At 47.1% G+C, this 20760-nt stretch carries 13 protein-coding genes; 6 read left to right on the top strand and 7 right to left on the bottom strand.

What is annotated here, in order from left to right; genetic code table 11:
- Positions 1-164: 164 nt before the first annotated feature.
- The 3 genes from MARGE09_RS07950 to MARGE09_RS07960 all read right to left on the bottom strand — a co-directional run bounded on the left by MARGE09_RS07950 (position 165) and on the right by MARGE09_RS07960 (position 2827).
- On the bottom strand, positions 165-1604 hold the full coding sequence (locus tag MARGE09_RS07950) for a cytochrome P450 (protein ID WP_236986799.1): 1440 nt from the start codon (positions 1602-1604) through the stop codon (positions 165-167).
- 144 nt (positions 1605-1748) lie between these two features.
- Positions 1749-2144, bottom strand: coding sequence for a hypothetical protein (locus MARGE09_RS07955; RefSeq protein WP_236986800.1), 396 nt, complete (start codon positions 2142-2144; stop codon positions 1749-1751).
- 146 nt (positions 2145-2290) lie between these two features.
- Complete coding sequence (locus tag MARGE09_RS07960; RefSeq protein ID WP_236986801.1) at positions 2291-2827, bottom strand: lipocalin family protein; 537 nt, start codon at positions 2825-2827, stop codon at positions 2291-2293.
- 410 nt (positions 2828-3237) lie between these two features.
- Here MARGE09_RS07960 and MARGE09_RS07965 point away from each other — a divergent pair, with 410 nt between their 5' ends.
- The 4 genes from MARGE09_RS07965 to MARGE09_RS07980 all read left to right on the top strand — a co-directional run bounded on the left by MARGE09_RS07965 (position 3238) and on the right by MARGE09_RS07980 (position 13693).
- On the top strand, positions 3238-9924 hold the full coding sequence (locus MARGE09_RS07965) for a PKD domain-containing protein (RefSeq protein ID WP_236986802.1): 6687 nt from the start codon (positions 3238-3240) through the stop codon (positions 9922-9924).
- A 190-nt stretch (positions 9925-10114) separates the two neighbouring features.
- Entirely contained in the window at positions 10115-10528 is a 414-nt protein-coding gene (locus MARGE09_RS07970) for a hypothetical protein (RefSeq protein ID WP_236986803.1), read from the top strand.
- Positions 10525-11673 carry a cytochrome-c peroxidase gene (locus tag MARGE09_RS07975; protein ID WP_236986804.1) on the top strand — a complete coding sequence of 383 codons (1149 nt, stop codon included), beginning with the start codon at positions 10525-10527 and terminating at the stop codon, positions 11671-11673. Before MARGE09_RS07970 ends, MARGE09_RS07975 begins: the two co-directional genes overlap by 4 nt.
- A gap of 19 nt (positions 11674-11692) precedes the next feature.
- Positions 11693-13693, top strand: a complete 2001-nt coding sequence (locus MARGE09_RS07980) for an NHL repeat-containing protein (protein WP_236986805.1) — start codon at positions 11693-11695, stop codon at positions 13691-13693.
- Between the two features lie 18 nt (positions 13694-13711).
- On the opposite strand, the gene MARGE09_RS07985 is transcribed toward MARGE09_RS07980, so the two are convergent.
- Both MARGE09_RS07985 and MARGE09_RS07990 read right to left on the bottom strand, forming a co-directional pair.
- Positions 13712-14308, bottom strand: coding sequence for a DUF938 domain-containing protein (locus MARGE09_RS07985; RefSeq protein WP_236986806.1), 597 nt, complete (start codon positions 14306-14308; stop codon positions 13712-13714).
- Positions 14309-14406: 98 nt separating this feature from the next.
- Positions 14407-15660: an Nramp family divalent metal transporter gene (locus MARGE09_RS07990; RefSeq protein ID WP_236986807.1), complete on the bottom strand. Its 1254-nt coding sequence runs from the start codon at positions 15658-15660 to the stop codon at positions 14407-14409.
- 225 nt (positions 15661-15885) lie between these two features.
- Between MARGE09_RS07990 and MARGE09_RS07995 the strand changes: the two genes are divergently transcribed.
- Positions 15886-16224, top strand: coding sequence for a PBPRA1643 family SWIM/SEC-C metal-binding motif protein (locus MARGE09_RS07995; RefSeq protein ID WP_236986808.1), 339 nt, complete (start codon positions 15886-15888; stop codon positions 16222-16224).
- 140 nt (positions 16225-16364) lie between these two features.
- Here the strand turns inward: MARGE09_RS07995 and MARGE09_RS08000 are convergent, their stop codons facing one another.
- The gene (locus tag MARGE09_RS08000) at positions 16365-17729 is read right to left on the bottom strand and encodes a polysaccharide deacetylase family protein (protein WP_236986809.1); all 1365 of its coding nucleotides are present in this window, start codon (positions 17727-17729) and stop codon (positions 16365-16367) included.
- A 479-nt stretch (positions 17730-18208) separates the two neighbouring features.
- On the opposite strand from MARGE09_RS08000, the gene MARGE09_RS08005 reads away from it, so the two are divergent.
- Positions 18209-18805 (top strand): hypothetical protein, encoded by a 597-nt coding sequence (locus tag MARGE09_RS08005; protein WP_236986810.1) that lies wholly within the window; start codon positions 18209-18211, stop codon positions 18803-18805.
- A gap of 357 nt (positions 18806-19162) precedes the next feature.
- Here MARGE09_RS08005 and MARGE09_RS08010 read toward each other — a convergent pair whose 3' ends face one another.
- Complete coding sequence (locus MARGE09_RS08010) at positions 19163-20446, bottom strand: ATP-binding protein (RefSeq protein WP_236986811.1); 1284 nt, start codon at positions 20444-20446, stop codon at positions 19163-19165.
- Positions 20447-20760 lie beyond the last annotated feature (314 nt).

Consider the following 20760-nt stretch of genomic DNA (forward strand, 5'->3'; position numbering starts at 1 on the left):
GCAGGGGCAAAATGTGCAGGCGCCGCTTATGGGTTTATTCGTTATGCTGGGCAGTTGCCTAGAAGTGCTTGCGTTGGCGGCCAAGTTAAAACGCAAAAAGGCAGGCAAAAATTAAAGAATCTTTTGCCTGCCTTTTTATAAAATCTGTTGCTTAAATTGGGGTGTTACGCGGGTGCGGCTTCCACCTTAGCGGCAGGCTGTGATGTACCGTAAGTGGCTTTTTGTTTAATGGCATCAACAATAAGGTTGTCGGGCATTACAGCAAAGCGATAACAGCTGTTCACAGGCTTGCCGCCATTATTCAGCTCTATTTTAAAATCGCGCAGTAATTCAATAAGCGTAATCTTTTGCTCAATTAACGACAGCTGCATACCTGGGCACAAGCGTGCGCCGCCGCCAAAAGGGGCAAGTTCTATGGCCGATTGCTTTTTTTGTTCGGCTGTAAAGTTTAGCCAGCGTTCGGGTATAAATTTTTCGGGGTTGGGAAATAGCTCGGTATTATGGGCGCCGCTATTCAGTAATAGCACTACGGTTGTGCCGGCGGGAATATGGTGGCCTAAAATGATTTCGTCGCTTAATGGCTCTAAAAATAGAAAAGACGCGGTTGGTTGCATACGCATAGATTCTTGGCACGCAGCAAAGGTGAGCGGGAAATTATCAAGGCTTTCCCACGTTAGTTTGCCATCGGCAGGGTAGTGGGCGGCAATCTCGTTTTGTACTTTTTCTTGCAGTGGTAAATCTTGCGACAAAAAATACAATGTCCAGGCTAGTGTATTAGCCGTGGTGTCCTCCCCTGCCAGCAGTAGTGTTAGCACATTACCGTATATCACGTCATCAGAATACGGCTGGCCATCCGGATCTTTGGCTAGCAGCAGCGCGTCGAGAATATTATTTGTCGTATCAGTACTTTTAAGTTCATGCTTGCGGGTATTGATAAAGTTTTGTATTTCAGTGCGTGTAATGGCTAATGACTTTTCAAGCTGTTTATCTTGCGCCGATTTAAAATAACGCCAGTAAGGAATGGGGGATTTTGTTCGCCGGCCAATATTTGAAAAAATAAAACTTAAATGGCCTTGTAAGTCGGCGTTGTCGTTGGCTAAGGTATTTAAATCGTAGCCAAAGGCGAGTTCAGAGGTAATATCGACCAAAAGTTTTTTTAATAAAGCTTGAATGTCGATTTGTTCAGGCTGTTGCGCAACCACATCGCGAAAGCGTTGAGTGATTTTGTGAATCGTGGGCAGCATGCGTTTAATATGGCTGGGTTTGAATACAGGGTTCATTAATTGACGGTATTCTTTCCACTGTTTCCCCTCTGCAGAAAAAACACCGTGCAGCCCCATTTCTTTAAAAACAGATTCCATCTGGTTAACGCGGCGATAGTGTGATGGCCGTTGTTTTAAAATGGTTTGCACTGTTGCTGGCTGGGATATAACCACTAAGGGCTTTGTTAGCATGCGAACCTTAAAAATATCGCCTAATTCACTAGCTTTAGCATAAAGGTAGGTGTGTAGTTGTTCGGGCTGGAAATTACCTAAACTGCCTTTTAACCAGTGCTCTTTGGGCGATGGAAGGGCGCTAATCTTTTTTATTGTTGTAGGTGTCATTATGATGGCCTTAGTCATTCAAACGCATGTTTACATTTTGAAATAATCACATGTTATTTAATGTTGGCCAGTGTAAGCGAAACTAATCGAAGCGTTAATGGTTTTGTTTGTTTTCTGGGTTTTATGCTGTGGCAGCAAATTATTTTAACTTTTGCTGCAGCCTCCATAGTTTAGCCCGTTGGTGGGGCAATAACTGTTACCACTACTCCAATCTGCTTGGTTGTCTTGCCCTAGGTGATAAGTGAATGTTGCTGGAGTGCCCGTTCGCGAGTAGTGCTGTAGGCCAGCTTTAGCGGAGCCGTAGGCGCTATTGTGGGAAAACTGCGGGCATATCATTCCTGTTTCCCAAGCCCCAGGACCGGAGACCATTGCCCATGTTACAAAGCTCTTATCATGAGTGTCAGAGGTGTAAGTGCCCGTCTCCCCGTTAGCCAGGGTATCCCCTACATTTAAGTTACTAAAAGCCCCGCAGCGAATATCCGTACAGGCAACGGCATGGCCTGTGTTGTTAACAATAATCAGTATTACTCTTGTGTCCATAAGGTACATCTATAACGTCAATGGTTTACCTGCATAAATAACAAGATACGCCATCTCGAAGCATAATCGTATTACCTGATATTACGGCGTTGAGTACTTATTAAGCGAAGTGTTTGAGGGGGGGGGCTGTTAAGGTGTCATATGTTTTACAGCCTCGAATGCTCCACCTTTATAACGGCCTCAGTATCAAACCCTAATCGCTCGGCCTTTTGAATCAGGCTGGAATAAACAGTATCGTTAAGCGCGGGTGTGCGGGCGAGTATCCATAGGTAATCGGTATTTGGCCCCGTGACCAAGGCATAGCTGTAGTCGTCGGCTAGTTCGGCCACAATATAGCTGCCGTAAAAGGGGCCAAAAAAGGAGACTTTAAGGTGACCAACATCGCGTGCTGCAACGAATTTGGCTTTGCCTTTGGCTTCATCCCACTGCTGGTTTTTGGTGTTATAGCCGCGGTTCAAAACTTCGATACTGCCATCTTTGTTTAGGCGGTAATCCGCCGTTACATCTTGCATATTCCTTTCAAAGCGATGATCTAGGCGGGCAATTTCGTACCATTTCCCCAAGTAGCGTTGCGCCTCAAAATTTTGTACGGGTGTTACTCCCTCAGGAATACTCGAGCAGCTGGATAAAAGCAAACAAGCAAGGGTGAAGGTGAGTGTACGTAGCTGGCTTATCGCGTTCATAACGTTAACTCTTATTAAAAATAAAGGTTTAGCAGTTTATTACGCTTATGTCGTAAAAATGGATTGTCGTTGTTATTTTGTTTGTGTGTTATTTAATGCGCTGGCCTGCACTTTTCTATCGACGAATTGAGTATTTTTTTCGAGTTTTAATAATTGGATAGGAAATTGCTAATGCCCTTGGCATATAAAGCCTTTTGGGGTCGTTTTGTAAACGTTGTCGACATTAATTTGTCATGCGCGGGTTGCATGATCATTAATTATTGTGTTCGCAGCGCCTTATTAAAATGCGGCCGCCGCGAGTGTGATAAGGGCTAAACAGAATTGATTGTTGCGCGCGTCGTGTTTTTACCGAGCTACAACAAGGCTCCCCTCAGATTTAATACGTGAGATGTTACTTTATGGAAATAACAATGAAAGCTGTATGCGGTTTTGTCTTATCCGCATTGGCGGGTATTGCAAATGCAGGCCCCTTTGACGGCCCAGAAATAGCGGGTGAGTGGAGCCCCCTGTATGACGGCGATATCATTGCTGTGCATATGGTGATGATGCCCACAGGTAAGGTGCTTACCTACGAGGAGGGCGGCCAGGGGGCGCCGGTTGTTGATGAAATTCGCATTTGGGACCCGGTAACGCTGGAGCTCACTACGCCCACATTTCCGCCGTACGATTTATTCTGCTCGGGGCATTCGGTGTTACCCGATGGGCGAATTTTTATACAGGGTGGGCAAGATGGCGGTGATGCCATTGGTGAAGCACGCGCCACCATTTACGACCCCTTTACGGATACTTGGGACGATACCATCCCTAAAATGAATGCTGGCCGCTGGTATTCAACCAATACCATTTTGCCTAATGGCGACGTATTGGTGCTTAACGGCGCTATTGATTCTTATGCCAATAAAAACCTATTGCCCCAAATCTGGGAGTTGCAAACAAACACTTGGCGCAACTTGGTGAATGCCGAAGAAGCTGCGCCAATGGGGTTAGATTTTTACCCGCGTATGTTTGTTGCTCCAGATGGCCGCGTTTTTAAAGCTGGCCCAGATCGCGATTCCTGGTTTTTAGATACCGCAGGTACAGGCCAGTGGACTCGCGGCCCTAACATGAACTGGGATGGCGGCGGCAATGGCTTTCGCGGTTACAGCTCTACCGTGATGTACGACGAAGGCAAAATTATGACCGTTGGCGGTGGCGAGCAACCGCCAACAGCAACGGCCGAAATTATCGACCTCAACGATGCCAACCCACAGTGGCAATATGCTGCGCCAATGAACCACGCCCGCCGGCATTTAACGGCAACCTTATTGGCAGATGGCACGGTATTGGTTACCGGAGGTACGGCTTCGCCGGGTTTCAATAACGGTGCCGATGCCGTGCGTATCGCCGAAATTTGGGACCCAGAGACCAACGTTTGGAGCGAAATGGCGCCGCAAACCAATGCCCGTGTTTACCACTCAACGGCAGTGTTGCTGCCCGATGGCCGCGTTCAAATTGGTGGCGGTGGCCGCCCAGCGGCTGATGGCGGCATTGATAACCCTAACTTAGAAATTTACTCGCCGCCTTATTTATTCAAAGGGCCGCGCCCAGTGATTATTGCTGCGCCAGAGGCGGTGTCTTTTGCCGAAACCTTTGATGTCGAAATCAATAATCCCGAGAACATAACCGGCGTTAATTTAATTCGCTTAGGTGCCACTACGCATGCCTTTAACCAAACCCAATCTATTAATAAGTTGGATTGGACGGTCACACCTAATGGCTTGTCGGTAACGGCACCGGCAGACCCTAACCGCGCACAGCCGGGTTATTACATGCTGTTTGTGTTAGATGATGGCGTGCCCTCGGTGGCTAAAATGGTGAAATTTGGCGATGCCGAGGTACCTTCGGTGCCTACGGCGTTAGCGAGCGCAAGCGTTACGCCTACCAGTGTGGCTTTATCGTGGGCGGGCTCGCAAGACAATATCGCGGTGGCGTCTTATAACATCTATCGCGATGGGACTTACGCTGCCAATGTTCAGGGCACTACAGCGACGATCACCGGTTTATTTAGCGCTACCCAATACAGCTTTACCGTGGCTGCCGTCGATTTGTTTGGGAACGAATCCAGCGAAAGTTCGCCACTTATTGTGCAAACCGCCCAGCCAGGCCAAAACCCGCCCAATGCTGTTGCCGGCGCCGATCAAGTAGCGGCGGTGAATATTAATTTCACCTTGGATGGAACGGCATCTAGCGATATTGATGGTCAGCTACTGACTTACGAATGGTCTTTAAATGGCGCGTTGGTTGGCACCACACCGGTACTGCAAGAATCACTGGGTATTGCTGGAACCTATATTTATACCTTGAGCGTTTCTGATGGTACGTTGGTGGATTCTGACCAAGTAACTATTACCGTCGTTGATGCCATTAACATGCTGGATAACGGCGACTTTAGCGACGGCCTTGCGGGCTGGACGGCCGAAGCCATGCAAGGTGGCCAGGCGCAGTTTACGGTGGCAAATGGCGAGTTACACGCTGCGGTGGATGCGCCGGGCGATGCTTATTGGTCGTTACAGTTATTTCAGCCTAAAGCATTTATCGCCGGCGAAACCTATACCTTAGATTTTGATGCTCGCACCGATGTAGGCCCGCGCACCTTTACCTTAATGATCGAGCACAACGGCGGCGATTACACCAAATATTTAATTGAAGAAGTTACCATTACCCAAACCCAAGGCATGCAGCACTTTAGCTATGAGTGGGTACAAGGCGCTGATGACGACAATGTAAAAGTTGGTTTTTATTTGGGTGATGCCGGTGTTAGCGACATTTGGTTCGACAATATGTTTTTGCGTCGCGGTGCTGCTGTAAATAGCGCGCCGTTGGCCAATGCCGGTAATGACTTAACGGGTTTTGTTGACGACCTCATAACGCTAGACGGCACGGCCTCGCAGGATGCCGACAACGGCCCAGCCGCACTGACGTATTTCTGGAGTCAAACCGCAGGCCCCGTAGCCACATTGAATAATGACACTAGCGCAACGCCCAGCTTCACTCCCAGCCAAGTCGGTAATTATGTTTTTAGTTTGGTGGTAAACGACGGTGAGCTAGATTCTGCCCTCGACGAAGTGTTGGTGGCGGTTGGCGAAGTACCCAACGAGCAGCCCATAGCGCGCGCCGGCTCAGACCGCATGGCAACCGTTGGCGATACTATTGCTCTTGATGGTTCTTTATCTAACGATGTCGATAACGGCCCAGATGCGTTAACTTATTTATGGTCTTTGCAGGGTGGCCCGAGTGCGACCTTAAGCGCAACGGATATTGCTAACCCCAGCTTTACACCGGCGACTTCTGGCTCCTATGTTTTTGGTTTAGTAGTAAACGATGGCGATTTAAACTCTGTTTTAGATACCGTCATTATTACTGTTAACGATGCCAATATTGCGCCTGTGGCCAATGCTGGCGCCGACAAAACGGCTTACCTTGGTGATGTTATTAGCCTTAATGGCGCAGGCTCTAACGACCCCGATAACGGCCCTGCGGCCTTGGTATATACCTGGGAGCAATTAAGCGGCCCTGTGGTTAGCCTGAATAATGCCGACCAAGCCGCGCCTAACTTTATGGCAACCGAAGCGGGTAGCTATGGCTTTTCTTTGATGGTGTTTGATGGCGAGCAGGTATCGTTAGTTGATAGCGTGACGATTACGGTATTGCCCATCCCAAATATTGCCCCTATTGCCCATGCCGGCAACGCGCAAACGCAAGACTTAAACGCTACGGTAGTTTTGGATGGCGGCGATTCTTTCGACCCCGACGCCACTTCGGTGCTGAGCTTTAGCTGGACGCAATTAAGTGGCCCAGCGGTCACTTTGCAGGCGGCTAATTCAGCGTCGCCCAGTTTTACAGCCAGTGAAGAGGGCGTGTATAGCTTTGGTTTAGTAGTCAGTGATGGCAAGCTGAATTCGACGGATAGAGCTTTAGAGGCTAGCCGTTCGTTATTAATTACCGATAAAACTATTCTTGCGCAGTTTACGATGCAAAATGTGCTGCAAAAAATTCTGGACGACAGTTTTGATCAAAGCCAAACGCCTGCCGATATCATTATTAACTTAGCGAACCAGCGCCAAAGCTGTGATGATTTTAATGGCTTTCCTCAGCAAGATAACAGCAATACGCCCGATTTTTGTAGCGATGCCGGCACCGCCTTGGATATTTTTGAAGCCAATAGTGATGCACAGCTTAGCTACTACCAGCCTATTGCATTGGTGAACCGGTTCGATTTAGCTCCTGCCGATGGTGCTAATTGTGGCGAATACCGCATTGCATTTGCCGGCAATAACATATTTGAGCCGCGCGTTAACTTCTTTATTTTTGAAGCTAAAATGCCTAACCCAGAACCACAATTAGGCCTAGAAGCTTGTCGCCCAATTGTTGAGTATTGGGAAGCTTTAACGCACCAACGCGATGTGAATGAGCGTGCAGCGGCGCTTTATGCTTTCTTTTTTGAAGGGGTAGAAGGCTTCAATCCTGCGATTCAGGCCGATCACTTTTTAGGGTCCAATAAAGGTTCTGGTTCTTTGCGCTTAAATGCCCGTATCGACCAAACCAGTAATTGGGTGTTTATGCAGTTTGATAATGCAACCGAGGAAAACTGCGCGCCCACGTGTACCTTTAACATGGTACAGGCACCGTTAGAAGATGTGCCTTTCCCCGAGCTTGCTGGCGATGTTGCCGGTTTACCGCAAGCGCAATTATTCCAAGACGCGGTTATTGCATCGCTGCAAACACCGGGCGAGCAATTATTAGCAGACACCATTTCGGCATTGTCGATAGAGCTTCCCGAAAGCGTTTATTTAGGGCGCCAGCATTCCCCGCTGACACCGGCGCAAAGCGTAGCGGATTTCGCATCAGCAAATTTTGTGGCTGCTATTCAGGGTCAGCTCGATGATGTTGGGTCTTCTTTAACGCCTGAAAATATCTTGCACCGTGTTCATACCTTGTCTTGCGGTGGTTGCCATAATCAGCATTCAGATAACCTAGGTGCACCCTTGGTATTGGATACGGCTACGCAGCTTGTTGAGTTTTTAAGCATTAACGAAGAAGCCGGCCCCGATGGCCAGCGTTTTACCGTAAAGCCCGCCATGCTGGATACTTTCCTGCCAGAGCGCGAAGCCATTATTTTGGACTTCCTGGATCAAAGCCGCGTAACCATTACCGTGGCCGAAGTACCTAATATTACGCCGGTTGCCAATGCTGGGCCAGACCAAACCGTTACGGTGAATACATTGGTCGACTTGGATGGCAGCGCCTCTAACGATGCCGATACCAGCCCGCAAGCACAGCTGAGTTATAGCTGGACTCAAACGCAAGGGCCTGCCGTTACCTTGGCTAATGCAGTCACCGCCATGCCAAGTTTTACGCCAGAAACTGCGGCCGTTTATAGCTTTGAGCTTGTGGTGAGTGATGGTGAAGCGGTGTCTATGGTTGATAGCGTAACGGTGGTTGTAGACGCTGTTGCCAATATTGCTCCAGTGGCTAATGCCGGCGCCGATCAAATAGTCACTGTTGGTGATGCCGTCACTTTAAGTGGCGTAGAGTCTAGCGATGCCGATGCTGGCCCAAATGCCTTAAGCTTTAGCTGGCTGCAAACCTCTGGGCCAGTCGTAGCCCTGGCCAATGCCACAACTGAAAATGCCACCTTTACTCCGCAAAGTGCCGCAAGTTACGGCTTTGAACTTACCGTGAGCGACGGCGAAGCCACTGCAATCGATAATGTCACAGTGCTAGCCGAGCCCGATGCAACAGTAGTCGATAGTGATAACGATGGCGTACCGGATAGCCGCGATAACTGTGTAACCACGGGAAGCGACGTGGATGTTTATGGTTGTGCGCTGGTGAATAGTTTACGTATTGAAGCGGAAGACTACGAAGGCTTTAACGATACTAGCGCCGGCAACGAAGGTAATGGTTACCGCAATGATAACGTCGATATTGAAGTGGCCGCTGATGTTGGTGCAGGCTTTAACGTAGGCTGGATTGCCGCCGGTGAATGGTTGGAATACACCGTGAATTTATCGCAAGGGCGTTACGCATTAAGCACCCGCGTTGCCTCGGCTATGGGGGGCGGCGCTTACAGTGTGTTAATTGATGGCCAAGTGGTCGCGACAGATACCGTAGGTAATACCGGTGGCTGGCAAGCTTGGCAAACCTCGAATGTTGGTGCGTTCGAGGTGGCCGGCGGTGAGCAGGTCGTTCGCATTAACATTACTGGTGGCAACTTTAATATCAACTGGTTTGAATTTACCGCGGTTGCTTTAATTGTGGATGCCGACCGCGATGGTGTAACTGATGATATTGATCAATGCCTTAATAGTGCGGTGAATGCGCAGGTCGATGCGACCGGTTGTGTCCCTATTAATGACAGTGATAACGATGGTGTGAGCGATGAGCTAGATCAGTGCGATAACACGCCAGCGAATACACAAGTCGATAGCGACGGCTGCGCCTTACCTGATGCCGATAATGATGGCGTAACTGATGCCTTGGATCTTTGCCCGAATAGCCAGCCAGGCGAAACAGTGGATGCCGATGGCTGTTTAGTGGTTAGCGACCAAGATAACGATGGCGTGATCGATAGCGATGATGCCTGTCCTCAAACGCCAGCTGGCGATACGGTAGATGCGGCGGGCTGCTCTATTGTGACGGAGCTGCGCATTCAAGCGGAAGACTATATCGATTACCAAGACACCAGTGGCGGTAATTCGGGTAATGCTTATCGCACCGATAATGTCGATATCGAAGCGGCTGCAGATATAGGCGGTGGTTTTAATGTGGGTTGGACAGACGCCGGTGAATGGTTGGAATATAGCGTGAGCTTACCGGCTGGCACCTATTCTTTGGTGACTCGCGTGGCTTCGCTACCTGGCGGTGGTGCTTATACCGTGGTAATTAATGGCGAGCTTATCGCCAGCGACAACGTTGGGGCAACTGGCGGCTGGCAAAGCTGGGAAAGCCATGATGTTGGCGTGTTCACTGTTGCTTCGGGCGAACATACGGTACGCATTAATATCAGCCAGGGCGCATTTAATGTGAATTGGTTGGATATTACGCGGGTCGAATAACCGTCGTTTTTATGCCCCAATAGTAAAGCCCAAAGCTACCGGTACGCGACAAATACCGTGCTTTGGGCTTTACTATTGGGGCAAGTCTATTTTAAAGGACACAGTGTTTGATTTACGGCCCGTGCGCGTGAACGTCCGTATCCCTTATACTCGGACCTTTTATGGCCAGTAAAAGATTATTCCGAATCTTATGAAAACAATCTTATTAGGCTTTTTGGCAGTGTTTCTGGGTGCCTGCCAAAAGCAGAACTCACCACCGCAAAGTACAGACATCCAAGTTGCGCAGTATGTCAGTAGCAACGAATGCTTTACTGTTGAAAGTAATATTCAACATAAAATGAAGTTGCATGCCTATTTCCCATTCTATTTTGCCATTGTGGATTCTTGTGTACCCTTAACTGAAATTTCTGATATTAATTATTATGCCGAAATGCCCGCCCATGGCCACGGTATGAATTCTATGCCAGAAATTACGGCGACTCATATTGCAGGGGAATATGCCGTTAAAGGCAGTATGTTTCACATGCCGGGTGATTGGTTGGCGACTATTGAAATTCGCTACGGTAACAAGCTAGAAATTATTCAAGTGGCGTTGTCCCTGTGAAGGCTTTATGGGCGTTAATATTATTGCTTAGCGCTGGGGCCTGCATTGGCGCCGAACGCTTGAGCGAAAGCGAGCTTAATATTGTTCGCTCGTTTACGCCCCCAGCATTACCCCTAACAGATACCACGAATCAGTACGCTGAAAACCCAGCCGCTAAAAAGCTGGGTAAGCAGCTTTTTTTTGATGCGCGCTTATCCTCTAATGGCAAAGTTTCTTGTGCGACTTGCCATGATTTTTCTCAATCTTTAGTGGATGGTAAAACGTTAGCCGCTGGTGTTGGTATTGGAAGCCGCAATACGCCAACATTAATAAATGCCGCCATGCAGCGTTGGTTTTTTCTTGATGGTAGGGCCGATAGCTTATGGCTGCAAGCAATAGGCCCGATAGAATCCAAGTTAGAAATGGGCGGCAGCTGGCAGAAAGTACACCGTTTATTTATTAACGATAAAAAATTGTTAACCGCTTACAATAGTGTTTTTACGCAAACACCGCTATTGCCAAAAGTGCCGTACTTTAAAATGGATAAAAACCGTTTTAAAGTCAATGTAGGCAAAGCTATAGCAGCGTTCGAAATGGACTTAATTCAGTTTAATTCACGCTTTGATCACTATGTGAATGCGGTTGTTAATGGCGAGGAAAATCAGAACATTTTAAACGCTAACGAACTGCGTGGGCTTAAGGTATTTATCGGCAAAGGGCGGTGTATACAATGCCACTCGGGCGCTAATTTTTCGGATGGTGAGTTTCACAATATTAGGCTGATGGCGGCGGTAAAAAAACCACAGGACAGTGGACGTTATGGGGTAATTAATAGCCTTAAACAAAACCCTTTGAATACCCTGGGTGCGTACAGTGATGATGTCACTGTTGGCAAAACGCAATACCTGCAGCAAAGTGAAGCCCAATGGGCCGCTTTTAAAACACCCACATTACGCAATATCGCGTTAACAGCCCCTTATATGCATGATGGCAGTATGGCAACGTTACGCCATGTTATTGAGCACTATTCTACCTTTGCAAACGCCGCCCCAGATCACCATAAAAATCCATTGTTGATGCCTCTGAATTTAACAGACGCCGAAATTACAGATCTTGAAGCATTTTTGAAGACATTGTCGGGCACCATTACTTTGCCCACTTATTAACGATTACGCCGAACCCCTTATGAAAAAAAGTTTACGTTCAATATCGACAGTTTTTGTTGCAGCAATTTTAATCATAAGCCAAGCCGTGCAGGCGTGCCCTGTTGTGGGTGCGGCAGATCTTGCAAACATGACATTCCCTAAAACACAGTACCCTTTTATTGAGTCGGGATCGCAGGCAAATCAGTTTAGCTATATCGAACCGCTAGGGGCTGCGGTGAGTGATAGTGCTAGGGTTTATATTTTGGATTCGATCAGTAGCAAAGTTCGGATCTCTAACCTTGAAGGTAAAGAGCTAAAAAACTTTGGCAAAGTGGGTAAAGATGCAGGCATGTTTGTTGCCCCAAAAGGTTTAGCCATTGATAGCAAAGAAGATATTTATATTGCCGATTCGGGCAATCACCGCATTCAGCGGTTTAATAAAAATGGTCGCTATATCAACCAGTGGGGCGGTTATGGCTATGGCCAAGGCGAATTGATTAACCCTACGGGTATAGCGGTCGATGCGCAGTTTGTGTATGTTGCCGATACCGGCAATAATCGTATTGTCGTGTACAACAAGGATGGCAAGTTTATTCGTGCGTTTGGCGAATATGGCGCAGGTGATAAACAGTTTAATCAGCCTGTGGGTTTAGCAACCGATGGTTATGGCAGCCTTTATATTGCCGACTCACAAAACGATAAAATTAAAAAATTCTCACGCGATGGCAAGTTTTACAATACGTGGGGTGCGCGCGGCGCCTTGCCTGGCCAATTAAGTACGCCGTTTGGTTTAGCCTATGCACAAGGCCTTTTATATGTGGCCGAATTAGGTAACCACCGCATTCAAACCTTTAGGGCCGGCGGTAAGTTTGAAGCCGTATTTGGCGATACCCCCAAGCCAAGGAACCCTCTGGATATTCGTTTACATTACCCCGCCTCTATAGCGGTGTCCCCTAATGGTAAATACAAGGTGGGTTGCCAGCCTTTATTGCTGCGCTGTCAGTCCTATGCTTTAGACGCGAGCATTTACGCTTCCACTATGGAAGATTCCGCACGCTGGGAACAAGGGGTTACGCGGCACCAGTATGGCAGCGGTATAGCCGTGGATGGCAATATGCTGGCGGTGTTATATCCCGAAGAGCATTCGGTATTATTATTAGACGCCAGTACAAACCAACCGCGTTTGGTAGCAGTGGTAGGTGGTTTTGGTAGCACTGCGGGCAAATTCAAGAATCCAAGTGGTGTTGCTATAGATGGTGCTAAAAATTTACTTTACGTCAGTGATGCCCATAACCACAGGGTGCAAGTATTTAGCTTAAAAAAAGACAGTAAAAATAAATTACACTCGGCGAGTTTTAAATTAGCTTACGGCCAGTTTGGCCAAAACGAAGGTGAGTTTAACGAGCCAAGCGCCCTAGTTAAACGTGCGAGCGGCGGTGTATTTGTTATGGATACCCTGAATAGTCGTGTGCAGGTTATCGACGATAATTTTGAGGCCATGCCAAAAGTAACGTTAGTTAACGACGCGCTAAATATTTTTTCGAGTGTGGAGCACTTTACGGTATCACAAAAGGCGCAAGAGTTTTTTTGGTTAGATACCTACCGCCCTAAAGTCGTGGTAAGCGATAACAAAAGCGCAGTTAAGCGCACGCTAGGCGAGCGCACAACGCAAGATCGGCAGCGCAAAACCCAGCTAGACCGTTTAGTTTTCCCCGCTGGCATTGCGTTAGATCATCAAGCCCGTGTTTATGTTACTGATGCAGTATCGCAAAAAATTAAACAGTTTGATGCGAATGGTATTTACCTGAAGGAGTGGGGTGGTTGGGGTGGAAAAATTGAAGAGTTTTACAAACCAAAAAGTATTGCGATAGATTCCAAGCGGGGCCGTGTTTTTGTGATTGATTTTGGTAATAATCGCGGGCAAATTTTTAATTACGACGGCGCTCTGCTTGGAGCTTTTGGCATTGGCCACGCTATGGATATCCCCCCGCAGCGCTTTCTGGGGGATATCGCTGAGGGGCAAAAGCCGGCCCCAATTTAAGGGTGCGTTTTTTTAAGCTTAATCTTTTTTAAAGACTAATAGCTGGTTATTGGCGGGCATTGGATTGTTTTCGCGCAGGGTTAAGCCTGCCGCTGTTGCCAGACTAACCAAGTCCTCTAAGTTGCGAATGCCTTGTTCTGCTTGGTTTTCGCGCAGAAACGCATCAAACTGGGCGTTACTGTCACTGGTGAAGTCGCCATTAATTTTGAATGGTCCATATAAAACAAAAATGCCACCTGCTGTCAGTAATTCCCCTACGCCTTTAAACATTGCCTGTACTGCAGCCCAGGGCATTATATGCGCGGTATTGGCACTGTAAATGGCATTGTATTGTGTCTGTGGCCAAGGGTCAGATATTACATCGAGTGCGATTGGGTGTAATAAATTAGCTTGGGGATTTTCGTTAATCCATAAATTAATACCCTCGTGGTTAACTAACCTATCGGATGTTTGCCATTGCAAGTGGGGCAGCTCGGCGGAAAAGTACACCGCATGCTGACCTGTACCACTGCCAATTTCTAGTAGCGTTTTAGTGGTAGCTAATAAACGCTGCAAGTGTTCGCAGATAGGGTATTTGTTGTTTTCGCAAGCTTGGGAAAAGGGTTTTTCGAACATAAGAGTCTGTGGTGGATTATGAATGAGTGGTGTATTTTACTTTTTAGAAATGCCCGTTAGAGGCGCCCTTTAGATAGTCGGGTAACTGTTTATGCTGGCTATAATTTCATAAATTTAGCCGCCGCCAAATAAGCAAAAAATAAGAGTGTAATGCACAGTGCTATATTGCTAATCCAGCCATTACTAAACGCTTTTTTAATCTTGTAATTATTGAGAATCAGTAACGCTAGCGCCATAAGGGGGATAAACAGCGCCCCAGTTAAGGCGTAAAACTGTTGTGCATTTTTAAAGCTTACCCAAAGGCCGAGTAACGGAATTACTGCTAAAGCAATTTGAAAATAAAAGTATTCTTGTGATTGAGACAAGCGTTTAACAGCGTTTGAGTTTGTTGCTTCTACGTTGTTTTGTGTTGCTGCTGATTTTATAAAAAGCTGCCAAGTCTCGCAAAATATTAATGGGACTGCTTGCCATACACCCAGTAGGCTGCTAAATACCGCACCAAAGGCGCCGATTAAAAATATCCAGCGCCCCCAAACCCCTAGAGTGTCTTCCAGCTGCTGTGCCAGTTTTACCAGTAGGTCGGCCCCTGTGCCGGATATTTCAATATGGCTAGCAATAATTACCATGGCAATGCCGAATAATACTGTGGCGCTATAACCTACGATTAAATCAATGCGGCAAATGGCGATAGATTCTGTGCCGGTTCGGCCTTTTTCGCGAATCCAATAGCCATAACACAACATGGTTACGGTACCGCCGACACCACCGATAAGGGCGACGATCCAATTGAAGTGTTGCCAATGTATAGCTTCAAAACGAGGAATAAACGCTCCCGAAAGTACTTCGGTTGTGGAAGGCCACAGGACAATGGCGGTGGCCACCACGGTAACAAACATGGCAGTAATACAGGTGCCCATTACTTTTTCAAATAGGGTAAAGCCACCCATTTTCAACATCAATAGGCCGCCGATGCTGCAGAACATGCCGAGTACAATTTTACCTGTTGATGGGTCTGTGAATAGTGGAAGTAATGCATTAAGCGTAACGCCGCAGGCGGAAATTAAAGCCGCGCCGACAAAAAATGACCACAGCAATAAATACGGTAAAAAGCATAGGCCGACTGCGCGGCCAAAGTATTTTTTTACGCCGCCCAACAGCGAGAGTTGGCTGGCAAGTTGCCAGCGGCCGATGCCTTCGGTTAAAAAAAACTTCATGGCGCCGCCAGCAATAACGGCCCACAAAACAGATACGCCCAATAAGCTGCCTGCAATGCTGGCCGTGGCCAAATCGCCCGCACCAACACCGGTTGCTGCCACGAGTAGCCCGGGAAGAATAACGTGAAGTAACCGCATAGCTTGTTCCTAAAATCGAATTTTGTAATTTGGGCGTTGTTGGATGGGCTGCGCCCTATTGGCTAGCGGTGCCCCAGAGCATGCTGGCGACACCTTAATGGTTTACGCTTCAATTGGGTAGTGTACAATCCGCCGGATTTTTCACCACCTTAGTCTTTGTTGTTTTGGCTAAGGCCTTTTTGCGGCTTGAGCTTTGCGCAATAGCCCTTTCTGTTAGGTCCTGATATGTCAAAATTCTTTTTTAAAGGCCGCCAAGACGCGCGCCAAAATCATGTAACTTGTGGTTATAAAACTAATGCAAGCCACAAAACGGGCAGTAAAAAATTCCCGCTTACACTGGTGGTGACCAGCTTGGCGAGACAACAAGAGGTTGAGCAGTTGGTGAACGGTGCGGGCTTGCACGCAAATATACAATTAGATGAGCGCGAAGGGGCAGTAGAGTCTGTAGCCCAGCTTACGGCATTACTAAATAAAGGGGCTACCGTTAAACAGGAAAAAGTACTTACACGTAACGAGCCTTGCAGCTGTGGTAGCGGGAAAAAATTTAAAAAGTGTTGTGGTTAAAATAGCTGGCGGTCACTAAATAGATGGCAAAGCGCACAGTATTCGCGACCTTGGATTAGGTTTTTCAAGCGATTTAACAAAAAAGCCAGAAGGTTATGTGACCTTCTGGCTTTTCACGTTTTGCACTTCGGTATTAAGGGCTAAGGCGCTATAGCTCTGCCTCTACCTCCGTTGGAATTATTCGGGTCCACTCTTCCAGGGCATAGTCCTTTGGCTTTTAGGTTGGCAGCAATCTGTGGGATCGCAGCCAAGGTGTTGTTCTGATTTTCGTGCATCAAAATAACGTCACCATCCCCAAGTTGATTAGCTGCGTTCACAATGGCTGAAGTACTCACACCGCTCCAGTCTGATGAGTCGTTGGTCCAAGTAATGGTGATCATGCCCAGATCTGATGCGGCGCGCTGATGCTCACTATTGGAGGCGCCTTCCGGTGGGCGGAAGATTGTGGGCTTAGGCGCACCGGCATTTTGAATGGCTTGGTTGTTCTGCTGCAGTTCGTTGTACGCTTGCTGATAGTTGTAACCGCTGTTGACCATATTGGTGTGCGTATACAAATGGTTTTGCACTTCACCTACAGTTAGCATCTGCGCAATAGCGCCTGGGTTTTGGCCAATTTTATTGCCGTTAATAAAGAAGGTTACCGGTACAAGGCCGTTATCTTTAAGGGCGTTAACAAAGGCTGTGGTATTGGCGGGGCCATCGTCAAAGGTAATACCCACATAGCCATTACAGTTAGAAGGCTCTGGCTCCGGCACGCTGGTATCTATGCCGCCATCGGCAGAATAAACGGCAAACCCGCTCAGAGTGCCTTGGTCCATTAATGGGGTTAGGGCAATGTCCAGCTTACCGTCGGTAACGCGAATAGGGTCTGAGGTGAAGCTGTAGGCGCCATCGTGGCCCACTTGGCTGTACAGGTCGAGGGCAGACAAAACTTGAGTGTTTTCGATGGTGGTATCGAAAGAGCGCGCACCGGCTGCAGTGTTATACATTTCGACCATATGCAAAACAGTCGTATAGGTACCCGTTAAAACGGGAATAGAGTAACTGTATTCGCCATAGCGTTCGCTTTGGAATAACGCATCTTCTGCAACGCCGCCAATGGGGTCTGTGGTGGAATTGGCTGTGCCGCCAGTAGAATATTTATCGGCTTGGTAGGTTTCGCCATCATAGTTCGCAGGGCTAGTGGAACCGGCGTTGATGGCAATAACTAACGGAAGGTTAATTGGCGGGGCTTCGCTGGAAGAGCTTGAGCTAATTGCTTCAGAGCTGCTGGATTGGGCAGTACTCGATGAAGATACCGCGACGCTTGAGGATGAAACCTGGGCAATGCTTGATGATTGAGCGCTAGACGAGCTAATGATTGGCTGCGACGAGCTGCTTGGCAGTGCATTTTCAGATGAATTAGTGCTGCTGTCAGGCGGCGTGGTTCCGCCAGTGCAAGCAATTGTAGATAGCGACAATAAGGCCGGTAGCCCCCAGCGCGAGAGCAAAATAGTATGTGACATAGTGAAGTTACCGTGGGTAGTGAGCACAGTTAATGTATACAACGCAGATTTTACGGATTATTTGTCAAAAAAATATCCCGTACATCAACGCTTTAGAAAGCACTTCACATTATTTGATGTAAGTAATCTTTTTTTAGCGGAATACTCTTCTAAATTTCCCCTCATATTAATTAAGTCTCGTTGAATATAAGCCTGCGGCCCTGTTCTGCTGGGCTTAGTCCCCTTAACTATTAGCTTGGCGGCGGACGGGTTGTGCTTGTCTGCGGTATATACAGCACGGGGCTATTTAATATCTATATTCTTGATGAGCGCAAGAAAAGTTCAACATTCCATAACAAATTTTTAACGACGAAAATAAACCAAAATATGGAACGAAAAAAATGCCGGGGGTCTTTAATTACCAGGTTATTTGCACACATTAAATAACCTGATCTTAAGAATTATCTTTTGAATATTAATTAGTGCAGAAAGGAATAATTATGTATCGATGGTTGTTGGTTGTGGTATTTTTGTGCATATGGACAAAATCCGCTTATGGTGATGATACTTCTCCTGATGTATCAACCTTTACGCTAGATGCCCTTGTGGAAGCATTGGCTGAAAATAATGATATTAAAATAATGTACCCCGAAACGTTAAAGAGTTTGACGTTGCAAAGTTCTGGTTTTAACGCGGAAACTATAAGTTATGCTGAGCTACTTACTGTTCTTAATGTGCATAATTATGCGATGTATAAGGAAGGTGAAATTTATGTAGTAAAGGGGAAGAAGTACATGCGTAGTAGTAGCATTCCGTTATATACGGATGGTGAAAAATATTCCCCCAGTGAAATTATTACTAAAGCAATTTATACAAAAAACGTCTGTGTTTCTACATTAATACCAATGCTAAGGCCGCTTGTTCCGCAGCATGCTCATTTCGCTGGTAGTAATGCTGTTGGTGCTATTTTGATTACTGATATTTTTTCAAATATACAGAGAATAGAATCGATAATTGTGGATATTGATTCGCGTACTAAAAAGCAAAAGAAGTGCGCAGGTAAGGACCGCATTGTGGTGAGTAGTAAGAAAACTTAAGGGCATCACTTAAAGCACACATTTTCCGCGATAGCGCGCCACCGTTTTTTACCGTTTTGGGATGTCTCTTCTGTAATTTCTCCTGAATCGTCCTAATAATTTATATCCCTATACAGAGGCAATGTCTGATTAGAATAACGCATCCTGTCTCGAACGTTATTCTAATCAGCCGCTTCCATGTGGCGATGCAATGTCTAATAAAACGAATAAATTTTATAAAACGCGTCTCGCGGTTTTTAAACTATTGGCGCAGTAGATTTTCGGTAATATGGGGTGCTGTTGTGTACTAAACATTCCAGCCCGACAGAGCAAGTTGCTGGTCTATGAGTTCTGACCGGGTTTGCGCTTCAGTTTTGCTCATACGCTACCTGCTAATTTTCCGGATGTAAAAACACTTATCGGCACTGCAAAAAGTTGGTGGCCGAAGGGCAGAATGTTATCACCATCATAAAAAAGCACACCAGCAACAAACCTATCCCCGCAGGCTGCTTGCAGCTTCTTTAAGCCTTTAAAGTCGCTCGGTAGCACTGTTGCTGCAGCCTTAATCTCGACGCCAACTAACTGCTGCCCTTGTTCGATGATGATATCCACTTCCACCTTGTCTTTATTGCGAAAGTGGTAGAACTTTAGCTCTTCGTCATGCCAGTCTGCATGTTTGCGCAGTTCTTGATAAATATAGGTCTCAAGTACCTGACCTAGCAATGCTTTATCCTGCCACAAGCTTTGAGCATTTACTCCCATCAGAGAACAAATTAAGCCGGTGTCGGTGAGGTGCATTTTGGGGGTTTTGATCAGTCGGCTGAGGCGATTACTGTGCCACGGTTGCAATTGTTCAAGTAGAAATATCTGCTCTAATAACGTCAAATATTCACGAATGGTGGGCCGGCTAATAGAAAAGGGGGAGGCTAGGTCCGCGGCATTAAATAGCCTTGCTGTTTGAGTGGCGGCTAATTCCAATAGCCTTGGTAAGATATCGAGATTGCGAATGCTCGCTATATCTTGAATGTCACGCTGAATAATTGTGGTGATGTAATCTCGATACCATGAGGTGCGGCGCTTCGCACTGGTGCGAGCTATTGCTGCTGGGTAGCCTCCTTGGCAAACGATTTCCGCTAAGGACTCCCCCAGCCGTGCATAGCTGCCCTGATTCACCGACTGCCCCAAAGAGCCACAAAAAAGCTGCATTAAGAAAGAGGGTTTTTCATGGGATGGTCCTCCCGCATTCACTTCCGCGCCTGCTAAGGGGCGCAAGGGGATAATCTCGATCCGCTCTGCCAGTGAATCCGCTAGTTTAGGCAAAAGCATCACATTTGCTGACCCAGTAAGCATAAAGCGACCAGGTTGACGATCAGCATCGATGCTTGCCTTGATTGCAGTAAATAGTTCTGGGGTGCGTTGCACCTCATCCAAGATAACCTTATCGGGCAAGCTTTGTACAAAACCTATAGGGTCAAGTTTTGCAGCATTGAGCTGGTTAACATCATCGAAGGTAATGTAGTGGTACCCCAAACTATTGCCCACGCTCTGGGCCAGCGTGGTTTTACCGCACTGGCGTGAACCATGGATGAGTACCGCAGGGGTATCTAGCAGCGCCTCGCGTAGTGTGCCTTCCATAAATCGAGGGAATAGAAATTCGGCCATAAGAGCATCAAGCAGCTAGTGAAGAGAGCGACCAATTGTAACTTTGGGTTTCGTCCATATGAAAGTTATATTTCGTCCAATTGAAGATTCACTCTGGGCTCATCAAGTGTGCCTAGGTCAATTCAGGCGAAGCTATTGAGGCCTGTTGACGGACTTATGTAAGGGAAATCTACGCGATAGGATCGGCAGAAACATGTTGAGACGCTTAAACTCGCTGCGCTAACTCTTCTTGAAAAGGGATATTTCATCGCGGTAACCCGTGAATGCATCACCTAGTGCCTTGTCTTGAATTGGGCCATGAGGATTGAGTGTTT

This window comes from Marinagarivorans cellulosilyticus (assembly GCF_021655555.1).
Lineage (GTDB): Bacteria > Pseudomonadota > Gammaproteobacteria > Pseudomonadales > Cellvibrionaceae > Marinagarivorans > Marinagarivorans cellulosilyticus.

Coding starts and splice junctions, on each gene's coding strand:
- MARGE09_RS07950 (WP_236986799.1), bottom strand. CDS start 1,604: ATGACACCTACAACAATAAAAAAGATTAGCGCCCTTCCATCGCCCAAA.
- MARGE09_RS07955 (WP_236986800.1), bottom strand. CDS start 2,144: ATGGACACAAGAGTAATACTGATTATTGTTAACAACACAGGCCATGCC.
- MARGE09_RS07960 (WP_236986801.1), bottom strand. CDS start 2,827: ATGAACGCGATAAGCCAGCTACGTACACTCACCTTCACCCTTGCTTGT.
- MARGE09_RS07965 (WP_236986802.1), top strand. CDS start 3,238: ATGAAAGCTGTATGCGGTTTTGTCTTATCCGCATTGGCGGGTATTGCA.
- MARGE09_RS07970 (WP_236986803.1), top strand. CDS start 10,115: ATGAAAACAATCTTATTAGGCTTTTTGGCAGTGTTTCTGGGTGCCTGC.
- MARGE09_RS07980 (WP_236986805.1), top strand. CDS start 11,693: ATGAAAAAAAGTTTACGTTCAATATCGACAGTTTTTGTTGCAGCAATT.
- MARGE09_RS07985 (WP_236986806.1), bottom strand. CDS start 14,308: ATGTTCGAAAAACCCTTTTCCCAAGCTTGCGAAAACAACAAATACCCT.
- MARGE09_RS07990 (WP_236986807.1), bottom strand. CDS start 15,660: ATGCGGTTACTTCACGTTATTCTTCCCGGGCTACTCGTGGCAGCAACC.
- MARGE09_RS07995 (WP_236986808.1), top strand. CDS start 15,886: ATGTCAAAATTCTTTTTTAAAGGCCGCCAAGACGCGCGCCAAAATCAT.
- MARGE09_RS08000 (WP_236986809.1), bottom strand. CDS start 17,729: ATGTCACATACTATTTTGCTCTCGCGCTGGGGGCTACCGGCCTTATTG.
- MARGE09_RS08005 (WP_236986810.1), top strand. CDS start 18,209: ATGTATCGATGGTTGTTGGTTGTGGTATTTTTGTGCATATGGACAAAA.
- MARGE09_RS08010 (WP_236986811.1), bottom strand. CDS start 20,446: ATGGCCGAATTTCTATTCCCTCGATTTATGGAAGGCACACTACGCGAG.